We start from the raw sequence: 13,428 nt of genomic DNA, 5'->3' as shown, positions 1-13,428 counted from the left end.
GAAGCCCCGGTTCCTGCGAACCGGGGCTTCTTGTTTTTCGGGGGCCGAACGCGGAATCCGCTCTATTGAACGCCGAAGCTGCCGTTGGCGTCCGCAACCTTCTCCAGATCGCCGACCTGATTGCGAACCTTCTTCAGCAGATCGCGAAACAACTGTCGTTCCTCTGCAGTCAGACCACTGAAAATGCGCCCTTCCATCTCGACCGCCAGCGGCATGATCTCGGAATGCATGCGGCATCCGGCCTCGGTCAATTCGACCAGATGCGACCGGCCATCCTGTTCATTGGGCAGGCGGGTGGCCAGCGCGCGTTCTTCCAGCGTCTTGCACGCCCGGTTCACAGCCACCTTGTCCATCAGGGTCATGCGCGTGAGATCCCGCTGCGTCAGCATGCCGGAATCGCCCAGCACCGCCATGACCCGCCATTCGGGAATGCTCAGCCCGAAACGGTTGCGGTATTCGAGCGCAATTCTGCCGCTGACGGCATTCGACGTCACAGAGAGTTGATAAGGCATGAATTCTGCAAGAGCGGTGGCAGGGGCGGTGGTTTTCATAACGCCGCCGATTAGATCGACTGCGCAACTCTTTGCAAGTTTGTTTCCTTTGAAACGTCAATATGTTTCGTCGAACGTCTATTTCAGGACACGACCGGCAACCCCGTGAATCCGCTGGAAATCTGCGGCATCCCATTGTGTTCGCGGGGTGATGATCGCGCCCTCCAGCGCGGAATCGATCGGGCTGATATTCCGCACGGACGGCAGCAAGGCGGCTAGCCGTACCAGTACGGCACGGGCCGTTTCGGCATTCGCGCGCATGATTCGCAGGATTTCCGGCACGGCGACGGGCTCCTCCCCCTCCCGCCAGCCATCGTAGTCGGTCACCATGCCTAGCAGGGCGTAGGGCAGTTCCGCCTCCCGCGCGAGGCGCGCTTCGGGCATAGCGGTCATGCCGATCACATCCCCGCCCCAACTGCGGAACATCCGGCTTTCCGCGCCGGTGGAAAATTGCGGTCCTTCAATGGCGACATAGCAGCCCCTGTCATGAACCATGGCCCCCGCCTGCCGCGCAGCCTGCCCGACCCAATCGGACAGGCGCGAACAGACCGGATCCGCCAGCCCTACGTGGGCCACGATACTCCCATCGAAGAAGGTCCGATCACGCGATTGCGTGCGGTCGATGAACTGATCGGCCAGCACGAACTGGCCCGGCGCAATCTCTTCCCGCAGCGATCCGATCGCCGAAATGGCCAGCAGATCGGTCACCCCGCAGCGTTTCAGCGCATCGATATTCGCCCGATAATTGATCGCCGATGGCGACAGCCGGTGTCCGGCCCCATGCCGGGCGATGAAACTGAAGCGAACACCGCCGATCCGCCCGCTGGTGATCGGGCCCGACGGCTGGCCGAACGGACTTTCGAGCGTGTGTTCCTGCGCCTCATCCAGCGTGCCCGGGTGATAGAGGCCCGAACCGCCGATGATCCCGATATGCCATTGCGCCATGACGCCCCACCCCCTTTAACGCGGGGGCATGCGAATACCCCCGTCCAACCGCACGTTTTCGCCGTTGAAATACCCGTTTTCCAGCATCAGCATCACCAGATCGGCATATTCTTCCGGCTGGCCGAGACGCTTGGGAAAGGGCACGGCAGCGGCGAGCGCCTGCTGCGCCTTTTCCGGCAGGCCGGCAAGCAGCGGGGTGTTGAAGATACCGGGCAGAATGCTGTTTATACGGATGCCCTCGCTCATGAAATCGCGCGCAATCGGCAGGATCATCCCGGCCACCCCCGCCTTGGACGCGGCATAGGCGACCTGGCCGATCTGCCCATCTGCCGCCGCCACGGAAGCGGTGCAGACCATCGCCCCGCGCTCACCATCGTCCAGCCCCTCCAGCGTCATCATTCCGGCGGCGGATTTGGCCACGCATTGGAACGTGCCCATCAGATTGACGCGAATGGTCTTGAGAAACAGATCGACCGGCATGTGGCCGATTTCGCCGGTTTCCTTGTCGCGCCGAACGGTCTTGCCAATCGTGCCAACGCCGGCGCAGCACACCAGCACCCGTTCCTGCCCATGCGCCGCGCGAGCCTTGGCAAAGCCGGCATCGACCGATGCCTCATCCGCCACATCCACCCGACAGGCGATGCCGCCGATCTCCGCCGCGACCTGCGCGCCACGCTGTTCATTCAGATCGAACAGCGCAACCTTCACGCCCTTGGCTGCAAGGGCCCGTGCGCTGGCCTCCCCGAGTCCCGATGCTCCGCCTGTGACAACGGCCACGGTCGAATGGTCGATTTTCATGCTGCTTGCCCTCTCTCCGCTGGTCCCATCTCGGTGTGACACGCCATTGCTTCCAGCCTTAGTCAAACAGCCCGACAGATCAAGAATGCCAGAGGTTTACGCCCCTCGGCGCCATTGTCACACTGTGACCGGATTGTACTGTCATGAAACATTCATGTTGCAGCCTCGCAACAGTCATAAAACTTCCGGTATCACGCGTAACAGTAATTATTGAAACCAATCGACGGTTGGCTCAGTCATTCCGTGTTCAGCCTCTGCTCGAAACCCCAAGAGGGCAAACCCCCATCGAGTGCGTGGCTCAATAAAGGGACTGCAACCGCAATGAAAATCTCTACTCTTCGCAAGCATTGGCTGGGCACAGGAAGCGCGCTTCGTGTTCTCGCACTGACCGGCGCCGGCGCCGTCATCAGCATCTCCGCCACCCCCGCCTTCGCCCAAAATGTGGCTGAAGAGGAACCTGCTGCAGAAGCAGCCCAGCCGATCATCGTGACCGGTTCGCGCATCGCCAGCGCGACCATCGAATCGATCGCCCCGCTGCAGGTGCTCGACGCAACCGCCATCGCCGATTCCGGCGTGGTCAATATTCAGGAACTGCTGCTCGAAAATCCGGTGTTCGGCACACCGACGCTCAGCCGTACCAACTCCGCTTTCCTGACCTCCGGCACCGGCGTCGCGACAGTTGACCTGCGCGCACTGGGTACCGACCGCACCCTGGTGCTGGCCAATGGCCGCCGCATCGTTGCCAGCGTTGCCAACTCTTCCACCGTCGATCTCAACGTCATCCCGACCCAGTTCATCGAACGTGTCGATGTGCTGACCGGCGGTTCATCCGCCATCTATGGTTCGGACGCTTTGGGCGGCGTGGTCAACTTCGTGTACCGTCGCAAGTTCGAAGGCATTGAAGGCCAGGCGCAATACGGCATCACCGAACGTGGTGATGATGAACGCTATCTCGCGAATATTACCGCGGGCACCAATTTTGCCGAAGATCGCGGCAACATCATGATCCACCTTGGTTATTCCAAGGAAGGCGGCGTGCTGTCGCGCGAGCGGGCCAATACCTATCTCGACGATTCGTCGAAGATGGTGGGTGAAACCGGGCTGATTGAAGATTGGGGCGTGGTTTCCGAACCGTTCCTGTCTGGCTTCGCACCGCAGGGCACCTTCACCACGCGCGTGCCCAATCCGACACCTGAAAATCCCAATGCAATGTCCAACGTATCCTGGACCTATGGCCCGGGTGGACTGTTGCAGCCTTGCACGGCAACCAATGCCGCGACCTGCACCGGCCTTCTGGGCAGCGGCACCGGCCCGACCGGCTTCAATCGCCAGTACTACCGCACCATCGCCGTGCCGGTTGAACGCTATCTGTTCTCCGCAGCTGGTGAATATGAAATCACCGACAAGCTGAACTTCTTCTTCGAAGGTACTTACAATCGCACGGCTTCGGCGCGTGAAATCGAACCTTTCGCACTGGCTTCGGACGGTTCAACCGGTGTTTACCCGGCGACGGGCCGGATGCCGATCGAACACCGGGTTTTCGGCATTGACGGCCTGGTCGCCAATGGCCTGGTTCCCGACGCAATCGCCGCTGTCGCCACGGACACCGACGGCGATGGTTTGAAGGACATCGGCTTCAGCCGTCGCCTGACCGAAATCGGTTCGCGCAATGGCTCGACGGAGCGTGATTTCTATCGCTTTGTCGTCGGCTTCGACGGAACGCTGTTCGACAATCGTTTCCGTTGGGATGCCAGCTACAATTACGGACGGGTCACTGAAAATCAGACCAGCAATGGTCAGATCAACATCGCCAATTTCCGTAACGGTCTGGCAGTCATGGCAGACATCAATGACGTGAACGGCAACGGTTCGACCACCGACCTGATCTGTATCGATGCGGAAGCACGTGCCAATGGCTGCGTTCCGGTCAACATCTTTGGCGCGGGCAATATCTCGCAAGAAGCCGTCAATTATGTGAATGCTGAATCGACCTATCGCACCGGCATCACCCAGCAGGTGCTTCAGGCCAACCTCTCCGGCTCCCCGGTCGATCTGCCTGCCGGCCCGCTCGGCATTGCTGTCGGCGTCGAATACCGTCAGGAAAATTCCTATTCCGACTATGATTCGCTGACCAATCTTGGCCAGAACGGCGGCAACCAGCTTCCCGACACCTCGGGCGGTTTCCACGTTGCCGAATTCTTCGCCGAAGTGAAGGTGCCGCTGCTGGCGGACACGCCCTTCTTCAACTACCTCGAAGTGGGCGGTGCGGTTCGTCTTGCCGATTATTCGACGGTTGGCGGCGTAACCAGCTGGAACGTGACCGCCGTCTGGTCGCCGGTGGAAGACCTGCGTTTCCGCGGCACCTATGCCAAGTCGGTGCGCGCTCCGAACATCGGCGAACTGTATTCCGGCCTGGCACAGACCTTCCCGTCGGGTCTGGTTGATCCTTGCGAAGACATCGGTGCAACCGGTGGCGGTGCCTTGGGCGACAACTGCCGCGCCGCACCGGGCGTTGCTGGCAATATCGCCGACAATGGCGCTTTCACGCTGACTCAGCCCGACCTTCAGGGCATCAGCGGGTTTGACTCGGGCAACCCCGATCTGAACGAAGAAAAGTCGACCTCCTGGACGGTCGGCGGCGTGTTCACGCCGCGGTCGCTCGGCCTGGGCAATCTTGCCCTGACCGTCGATTATTATAACATCGAAATCAAAGATGTTATTGCACAGTTCGGGCGCCAGTTCATTCTCAACCAGTGCTATGTCGAAGGCAACACTGACCTGTGCCAACAGATCATCCGTCGCCCCGGCGAAACCTCCACCAACTCGTCCGGTTCGATTGAATTCATCAACGCACCGAACCTGAATGCAGCCTCTATCGAAACCGAAGGCATGGACGTTGCGGTTAACTGGAGCGCACCGGTCGGCCTGCTTGGCAATGACCGTCTGGCTCTGCGCGGCGCCTATACCCACATTTTCAAGTGGGATTACTTCCAGCTGCCTGGCGAAGCCGCTGATCCGTCGGACGGTGAAATCGGCATGGCGAAGGACAGCTTCACGGCAAGCGCAGCCTATGGCACCGATGAGTTCAAGGTGAACTTCACCGGCACCTATCGCGGTCGCTCTTACGAAGACGATCAGTTCTGCATGAGCTATGGATATGAAGCCAAGTGCGTCAGCGTTCCGGCTCAGTTCTATCTGGACATGCAGGCTCAGTACTTCGTATCCAAGAGTGTCGAGCTGTATTTCGGCATCGACAATCTGTTCGACAAGTCGGCACCGAGAATCCTGACCAACACCACGTTCAACACGACGGGCACGGATACTGCTGCTGACGTGTACGATGTGTTCGGTCGTCGCTTCTACACCGGCGCTCGCGTCAGGTTCTAAGCCTCGGCTTCAGCAATTGGGATTGGGGCGGTGGAGCAATTCACCGCCCTTTTTCTTTGCGCGCTGCAGATCAACCGTCAAAATTGACCGGCATGCGCGCCCCACAAGACATTAGGATCGGTTCATCCGACATCAATCTGTGATGAAATCGACACATCAATGAAACAATTGCAGCCCCCGAACTGATCGTAATTGAAACCAGTTTCACCTTCATTCACGTAAGCAAGTACAGCGCGCGGGTTTGGTCCCCATCAGTTCGCATCGGGTCTCAATCCGTGGTGTCTGCATCAGCGATGGCCGATTTCGGCCGTGACTGGGGGACTGAACTGTGAAGATCCAAGCCATCTTGAAAACGGCCTGCGCACCGATTGCGCTTACGGTTGCGCTGACGGCCAGCCCTGGTTTTGCCCAGGATGCTGCCATTGCTGAGGAGCCGGAAGCGACCATCATCGTCACCGGTTCGCGTATCGCGCGGCCCGAACTGGCCCTTCCCAATTCGGTTACCGTGGTCGATGCAGTGACGATCGAGCAGTCCGGTGCGACGACCATCACCGATTTCCTGGTCAATTCACCGGCCTTGCTGGGATCGACCACCAATATCGACGTCGCCGGCTCCAATCTGCCCAACGCGCAATTGGTTGGCGTCAACAATCTGGATCTTCGTAATCTGGGCACCAGCCGGACTCTGGTGCTGGTCGACGGACGTCGCCACGTCGCGGGCAGCCCGGGTTCGGCGGCGGTCGATGTGAACAATATCCCGGCCGACCTGATCGAAAAAGTCGAAGTGCTGACCGGCGGTGCATCGGCCATTTACGGCGCCGATGGCGTCACTGGCGTCGTCAACTTCCTGCTCAAGCGCAATTATGAAGGTATCGGCGTGCGCGGGCAGATCAATTTCTCCCAGCGGGGTGACGCCGGTTCGCGCTTCGGATCGATCATCGCCGGCAAGAATTTCGCCGATGGTCGGGGCAACATCACGGCCGCCTACGAATACAACGAAACCGACCGTTTCCTGCAGACGCAGCGCCTGAACTATGGTCGCACCGGCCCCAGCTATGCCTTCGCTCGCAACCGTGATGATTGGCCCGACGATCCCAATGTGCCCGATCGCCTGCTCTACAACGACCTGCGGTGGACGGACAGTGCTTTGGGCGGCGCGATCGACCTCAAATACGACCCCACCGATCCCGAATATGTCAACCGCAGCGTCCCCGGACGCACCGGTGAAGGCGGCATCTATGATCGTGGCGCGATCCTGCCGGGAACCCCGTTCACGGTAGGGGGATCAAGCACGCCTCGCGAAATATATTACGGCGATTTTGTTCCCTATTCGCGGCGTCATGTCGCCAATGTGATGGGCCATTTCGAAATCAGCCCGGCTCTCGATATCTACGCTGAAGCGAAGTACATTCGATCGAAGGCGGATACGTTCTCGCAGCCGACCTACGATCTTTACACCTATCTTGCACCCGATAACGCCTATCTCGAAGACCGTTTCGGAGCCGGCACTGCTCCGGGCGGGGCCTTGTTCAGCCGCGACAATTTCGATTTCGGACAACGCCGATATGAAATGGAGCGGGAACTGTGGCGCACGGTGGTGGGCGCTCGGGGCGATCTGGGTTCAAACCTGCGGTACGATCTGTCCTACGTGTGGGGTCAATCCACCATGACCGCCACAAATTACGGCGATCGCATCACCGATCGGTATTACGCCGCGCTGGATGCGGTTCGGGATGCCGATGGCAATATCACCTGCAAAATCAACCTGCCGGGCGAAACGACGGTATCCGGTCTGAGCTATGGCAATCCCACCGATTTCAATGGTGCACCGGTTACCTTCCAGCCAGGCCAATGCGTGCCAATCAACATCCTGGGCAATGGGTCTCCGTCTCAGGCAGCGCTCGACTGGGTGCTTGCGAATCACTCAAGCTGGGCCCGGATCACCCAGCATGTGGTATCCGGCTCGATTGCGGGTGACACGGGCAGTTTCTTCGAACTGCCGGGCGGGCCCATCGGCTTCGCGGTCGGCGCCGAATATCGCAAGGAAAAGAGTGTCGACAATCCGTCGCAGGCCAGCATCGATGCCATCCTGATAGACAACAGCGCCTCCCAACCGACTTCGGGCAGTTTCGACGTCAAGGAAGTCTTTGCCGAAATCAACCTGCCGCTGCTGGCCGATGTCCCGATGGCGGAAATCCTGTCCGTCGGCGGCGCCATTCGCCTGTCCGACTATTCAACAATCGGTTCCACCACCACCTGGAACGTCAACGGCACCTATTCGCCTGTGCGCGATATCGCCTTTCGCGGCACTTATTCGCAGGCAGTTCGCGCACCCAACATCAACGAACTGTTTTCCGGGCAAAGCGGCACGTTCCAGTTCATCACCGACCCCTGCGGCATCGATCGCCTGGGTGAAGGCACGCAATATCGCGCCGACAATTGCGCTGCGGCACTGAACGATGTCGGTATCAATCCCGGCACATTCGATCCTGCCAACAGCGCCTTTTCCCCACAGAACAGCTCACTGGAAGGGGTCACGGGCGGCAACCCCAGGCTGCAGGAAGAAACCGCCAGAACCTGGACCGCCGGTATCGTGCTGCGGCCGAGCTTCGTTCCCGGCCTGACACTTACGGCAGACTGGTATGACATCAAGCTCGACAACGCGATCCGCACCCCGACCGCGCAGGACACGGCGGATCTTTGCTATGATCAGCCAACACTGGACAATGCCTTCTGCGTTGGCCTCGAACGCGATCCTGACAATGGCTTTATTGCCGATTACGCCGTCCTTCCACAGAATGTAGCAACTTATGAAACTGCCGGTCTGGACATCAATCTGCAGTATCGGTTCGAACCCTTCGCCAACGGCGGCCAGTTCAACATCGGGCTGATCGGAAACTATCTCGACAAGCTCAAGTTCGTGCCATCGGCCGGGGCGGAAATCGAAGACGACAAATATCTGTCGACCTACCCGGCGCCCGAATTCAGCGCCATGTTCGATCTGACCTGGACCAAGGGCCCAGTCATGCTGAACTACGGCATCAACTGGATGTCGAAGACCCGCCGCGTCACCAGAGAAGAAGAGCAGGGAAATCCCGATTTCATGCCGCGTGAGTATTTCTGGTACAAGGAACGGTGGGAGCATGAAATTTATGTCCGTTACGACCTGGACGATCGTTTCCAGTTCTATGGCGGCATCAACAATCTTTTCGACAGCAAACCTGATGTCGGGGCACTCGCCTATCCGATCAGCGCTGTCGGTCGTGCGGGCTTCGTCGGTTTCCGCATCAAGACCAACTGATCGGACCTGAAACGCACACAAAAAGGGGGCCGGAGATCACCATCTCCGGCCCCCTTTTCTTTGTCTCCAGCGCTCAGATCATTCCAGCGTCAGCTGCCCGGCTTCAACTGCAGCGCGCCATCGCCCTCATCCACATGCACCGTGGTGCCATCGCGGATATCTCCCTTGAGGATTTCCTCGGCCAGCGGATCCTGCAGATAGCGCTGTACCGCGCGTTTCAGCGGGCGGGCGCCATAGACGGGATCGTAGCCCACACGCCCCAGCCAGCGCCGCGCGGCGTCGGTCAGGTCCAGCGTGATCTTGCGATCCTTCAGCAGTTTCTGCACCCGACCGATCTGGATATCGACGATCGGCGCCATATCCGCCTGGCCCAAACGGTGGAACAGGATGATCTCGTCCAGCCGGTTCAGGAATTCGGGGCGGAAGTGCGATCGCACCACCTCCATCACCTGCGGTTCCACGCTGTCGACATCCTGCCCTTCGTCCAGCCCCGCCAGATACTGGCTGCCCAGATTGCTGGTCAGGATGATCAGCGTGTTGGAAAAATCCACCACCCGGCCCTGGCCATCGGTCAGCCGGCCGTCGTCCAGCACCTGCAGCAACACGTTGAACACATCGGGATGCGCCTTCTCGACCTCGTCGAACAGCACGACCTGATAGGGCCGCCGCCGCACCGCTTCGGTCAGCACGCCGCCTTCCTCATAACCGACATAGCCCGGCGGCGCGCCGATCAGCCGCGCCACGGCGTGCTTTTCCATGAACTCGCTCATGTCGATCCGCACCATGGCGCTGTCGTCATCGAACAGGAACCCGGCCAGCGCCTTGGTCAGCTCGGTCTTGCCCACGCCCGTGGGGCCCAGGAACAGGAAGCTGCCGAGCGGCCGGTTCGGATCCTGCAGCCCGGCCCGCGCCCGGCGCACCGCGCGCGACACGGCGGCCACGGCATCCTTCTGCCCGATCACCCGCTCGCCGATCACCTGCTCCATCCGGAGCAGCTTTTCCCGCTCGCCCTGCATCATCCGGTCCACCGGCACGCCGGTCCAGCGGCTGACGACGCTGGCGATGTCATCCTCGGTCACCTCTTCGCGCAGCAGCGCGTTTTCGGTCTGGCCCTGCGCCTCGCCCAGCTGCTTTTCCAGCTGCGGGATCCGGCCATAGGAAAGCTCGCCCGCGCGGGCCAGATCGCCTTCCCGCTGTGCCTGCTCCAGCTCGATCCGCGCGGCGTCCAGCTGCTCCTTGATCCGCGCCTCGGCATGGATCTTGTCGCGTTCGTTCTGCCAGCGGGTGGTCAGTTCGGCCGATTGCTGTTCCAGATTGGCCAGTTCGGCGCGCAGCGTGGTCAGCCGGTCCTTCGACGCACTGTCGCTTTCGCGCGACAGCGCCGATTCCTCGATCTTGAGCTGGATGATCCGCCGGTCCAACCCCTCGATTTCCTCGGGCTTGGATTCCACCTCCATCCGGATCCGGCTCGCCGCCTCATCCATCAGGTCGATTGCCTTGTCAGGCAGGAAACGGTCGGCGATGTAGCGATTGGACAGCGTCGCCGCCGCCACGATCGCGCCATCGGTGATGCGCACGCCATGGTGCAGCTCATACCGATCCTTCAGCCCGCGCAGGATGCTGATTGAATCCTCCACCGTCGGTTCGCCCACGAACACGGGCTGGAACCGCCGCTGCAGCGCCGCATCCTTTTCGACATATTTCTGATATTCATCCAGCGTGGTCGCGCCGATGCAATGCAGTTCACCCCGCGCCAGCGCCGGCTTCAGCAGATTGCCGGCATCCATCGAACCTTCGGATGCGCCGGCCCCGATCAGCGTGTGCATCTCGTCGATGAACAGGATGATGTGGCCATCGGCGCCCTTCACCTCGTCCAGCACGGATTTCAGCCGTTCCTCGAACTCGCCGCGATATTTCGCGCCGGCGATCAGCGCGCCCATGTCGAGCGACATCAGCTGCCGGTCTTTCAGGCTGTCGGGCACATCGCCATTGGCAATGCGCAGCGCCAGCCCCTCGGCAATGGCGGTCTTGCCCACGCCGGGTTCGCCGATCAGCACAGGATTGTTCTTGGTCCGCCGCGCCAGGATCTGGATCGTGCGGCGAATTTCCTCGTCGCGCCCGATCACCGGGTCCAGTCTGCCCGCCCGTGCCGCTTCGGTCAGGTCGCGGGCGAATTTCTTCATCGCGTCATAGGCGCCTTCGGCATTGGCGGAATCGGCGTTGCGCCCGCCGCGCAGATCGTTGATCGCGCTGTTCAGCGCTTCCGGCGTCAGTCTGGCGGCCTGCAGCGCCTGCCCGGCCGCCGTAGTCTTCGCCAGGCTCAGCGCCTGCAGCACGCGCTCCACCGTGACATAGCTGTCGCCGGCCTTCTGCGCGATCTGTTCGGCGGAATCGAGCACCCGCACGGCATCATTGTCGAGCCCCGGCGTCGCCTGCGCGCCCGATCCGGAAACCGCCGGCAGCTTGCCCAGCGCCGCATCCACCGCATCGACGGCCACTTTGGGATTGCCCCCGGCGCGCTGGATCAGCCCGGCGGCCATGCCCTCGGGATCTTCCAGCAACGCCTTCAACAGATGTTCGGCGCCGATCCGCTGATGGTTCATGCGGATGGCCACGGTTTGCGCCGACTGCAGGAAGCCCTTGGCGCGATCGGTAAATTTTTCGAGATTCATGATGATCCCTCACTCTGGTCGGGAATTACATGGTGTGACCAAAGGGCAACACAAGAGGCCAGCAGCAGAATCTTCGCCAGCGCCTCAAGGCCGCCATTCGCGCGCAAGCGCATCCAGCAGCCGCACGCCATAGCCGGTCGCGCCCTTGGGCGTCAGCGGCCCGGCACTGTCGGCCCACATGGTCGGCGCCATGTCGATATGGGCCCAGGGCATGTCCGGCGCGATAAAGGCCTCGATAAAATGCGCGCCCGCGCTCGCCCCGGGGGCCGGGCTGTTGCCCGAATTCTTCACCAGCGCGATGTCCGATTTGACCGCATCGGCATAGCGCGGGTGCAGCGGCAGGCGCCACACCGGTTCCCCCACCTGCGCGGCCAGCGCCGTCACCCGCTGCGCCACATCATCCTCCCGCGCGAACAGCCCGGCATATTGCGGCCCCAGCGCGCTCACCGCCGATCCGGTCAGCGTGGCGATATCGACAATGGCGAAGGGGCTGCGGCGCGCGGCGACATATTCCACCGCATCGGCCAGCACCAGCCGCCCTTCGGCATCGGTGTTGATAATCTCGATCGTCTTGCCGCTGAAAGTGCGCACCACATCGCCGGGCCGCTGCGCATTGCCGTCCGGCATGTTTTCCGCCAGCGCGGCCACGGCCACCGCATGCACGGGCGCCCGCGTTTTCGCGAGGGACAGCACCGCGCCCATCACCGCCGCCGCGCCGGACATGTCGGCCTTCATCTCCTCCATGCCCGAACCGCCCTTGATCGACAGCCCGCCGCTGTCGAAAGTGATGCCCTTGCCCACCAGCGCCAGCGGAGCGCCCGCCGCGCCCCTGTATGTCACCAGCATCAGCCGCGATCCGCGCGGGCTGCCCTGCCCCACGCCCACCAGCGCGCCCATGCCCAGCCGCCGCATGGCCGCCTCGTCCAGCACCTCGATCTCCACATTCGGCAGCCCGGCAAAGGCCGCCCGCGTGCGCGCGACGAAGCTGTCAGGGTGGATCACGCTGGCCGGTTCATTGATCAGATCGCGGGCAAAGCGCACCCCCTCCGCCACGCCCGCCTGCCGCGCCTCATAGGCCGCCTGCGCCGCGCCCGCATCGGCCACCACCACCGCCACGGCCTGCGTCGGCACGGGCGTATCGGGCGCCGGGCGATAGCGATCGAACCGGTACTGCCCCAGCCGATAACCCAGCGCGACCTCCGCCGCCGCCTCTGCCGATCCGGCCCCGATGATCGCCACCCCGGCATCCTCGCCAGCCAGCAGCTGCGCCGCCTTGCCCGCCGCCTCGCTCCAGGCCAGCGGCGCCGGGTTCTCGCCCGTCCCCACCAGCATCAGGCGCGGCCGCGTGCCGATCCCGCGCAGCGACAGCACGGCATTGGCCGCGCCGGTGAATTTCTCTCCCGCAATCGCCGCCACCAGCGCCGCCCGCTCGGCCGCGCTCAGCGGCAGGGCCGCAGGCAATTCGGCAGAGGACGCCAGCACCACCAGCACGCCATCGGCCGGCGCGCTGGCGGCAAAGCCGACCGGTCGCTCAGGCGAATTGGGCGCACTGCCCGGCTCAACCCCGGATCCGGCCATCGCCTGATCCTGCGCCCCACTCTGCGCCCGCGCCACCCCGGGCAGCGCGCCGCACAGGGCCACGGAAACCAGCAACCCCGCCACCAGCGAACACTTGCCGGGGGTCACGCCAGACATGAGCGAATGAAGCATGGGGGCTCCTGAAGAAAGAGATGGAAACAGCGCCGCACATTCGGGCCGAAACCGGGGGATGGCA

7 protein-coding genes are annotated in these 13,428 nt (G+C 62.0%); 2 read left to right on the top strand and 5 right to left on the bottom strand.

What is annotated here, in order from left to right:
* Positions 1-62 precede the first annotated feature (62 nt).
* The 3 genes from GRI97_RS03965 to GRI97_RS03955 all read right to left on the bottom strand — a co-directional run bounded on the left by GRI97_RS03965 (position 63) and on the right by GRI97_RS03955 (position 2,294).
* Entirely contained in the window at positions 63-512 is a 450-nt protein-coding gene (locus tag GRI97_RS03965; protein ID WP_235917598.1) for a MarR family winged helix-turn-helix transcriptional regulator, read from the bottom strand.
* A gap of 117 nt (positions 513-629) precedes the next feature.
* Positions 630-1,496, bottom strand: a complete 867-nt coding sequence (gene mtnP, locus GRI97_RS03960) for an S-methyl-5'-thioadenosine phosphorylase (protein ID WP_161389806.1) — start codon at positions 1,494-1,496, stop codon at positions 630-632.
* Between the two features lie 15 nt (positions 1,497-1,511).
* Entirely contained in the window at positions 1,512-2,294 is a 783-nt protein-coding gene (locus tag GRI97_RS03955; RefSeq protein ID WP_161389805.1) for an SDR family oxidoreductase, read from the bottom strand.
* Positions 2,295-2,615: 321 nt separating this feature from the next.
* On the opposite strand from GRI97_RS03955, the gene GRI97_RS03950 reads away from it, so the two are divergent.
* Both GRI97_RS03950 and GRI97_RS03945 read left to right on the top strand, forming a co-directional pair.
* Positions 2,616-5,681, top strand: coding sequence for a TonB-dependent receptor domain-containing protein (locus GRI97_RS03950; RefSeq protein ID WP_161389804.1), 3,066 nt, complete (start codon positions 2,616-2,618; stop codon positions 5,679-5,681).
* 328 nt (positions 5,682-6,009) lie between these two features.
* Positions 6,010-8,982: a TonB-dependent receptor plug domain-containing protein gene (locus tag GRI97_RS03945; RefSeq protein ID WP_161389803.1), complete on the top strand. Its 2,973-nt coding sequence runs from the start codon at positions 6,010-6,012 to the stop codon at positions 8,980-8,982.
* Between the two features lie 89 nt (positions 8,983-9,071).
* Here the strand turns inward: GRI97_RS03945 and clpB are convergent, their stop codons facing one another.
* Complete coding sequence (gene clpB / locus GRI97_RS03940; protein WP_161389802.1) at positions 9,072-11,654, bottom strand: ATP-dependent chaperone ClpB; 2,583 nt, start codon at positions 11,652-11,654, stop codon at positions 9,072-9,074.
* Positions 11,655-11,738: 84 nt separating this feature from the next.
* Positions 11,739-13,364: a leucyl aminopeptidase gene (locus GRI97_RS03935; protein ID WP_161389801.1), complete on the bottom strand. Its 1,626-nt coding sequence runs from the start codon at positions 13,362-13,364 to the stop codon at positions 11,739-11,741.
* Positions 13,365-13,428: the final 64 nt, after the last annotated feature.

The sequence above is a fragment of the Croceibacterium xixiisoli genome (assembly GCF_009827305.1).
GTDB classification, from domain to species: domain Bacteria; phylum Pseudomonadota; class Alphaproteobacteria; order Sphingomonadales; family Sphingomonadaceae; genus Croceibacterium_C; species Croceibacterium_C xixiisoli.
Note: the sequence above shows the minus strand (reverse complement) of the source record. Positions and strands in the feature narration are given on the sequence as shown.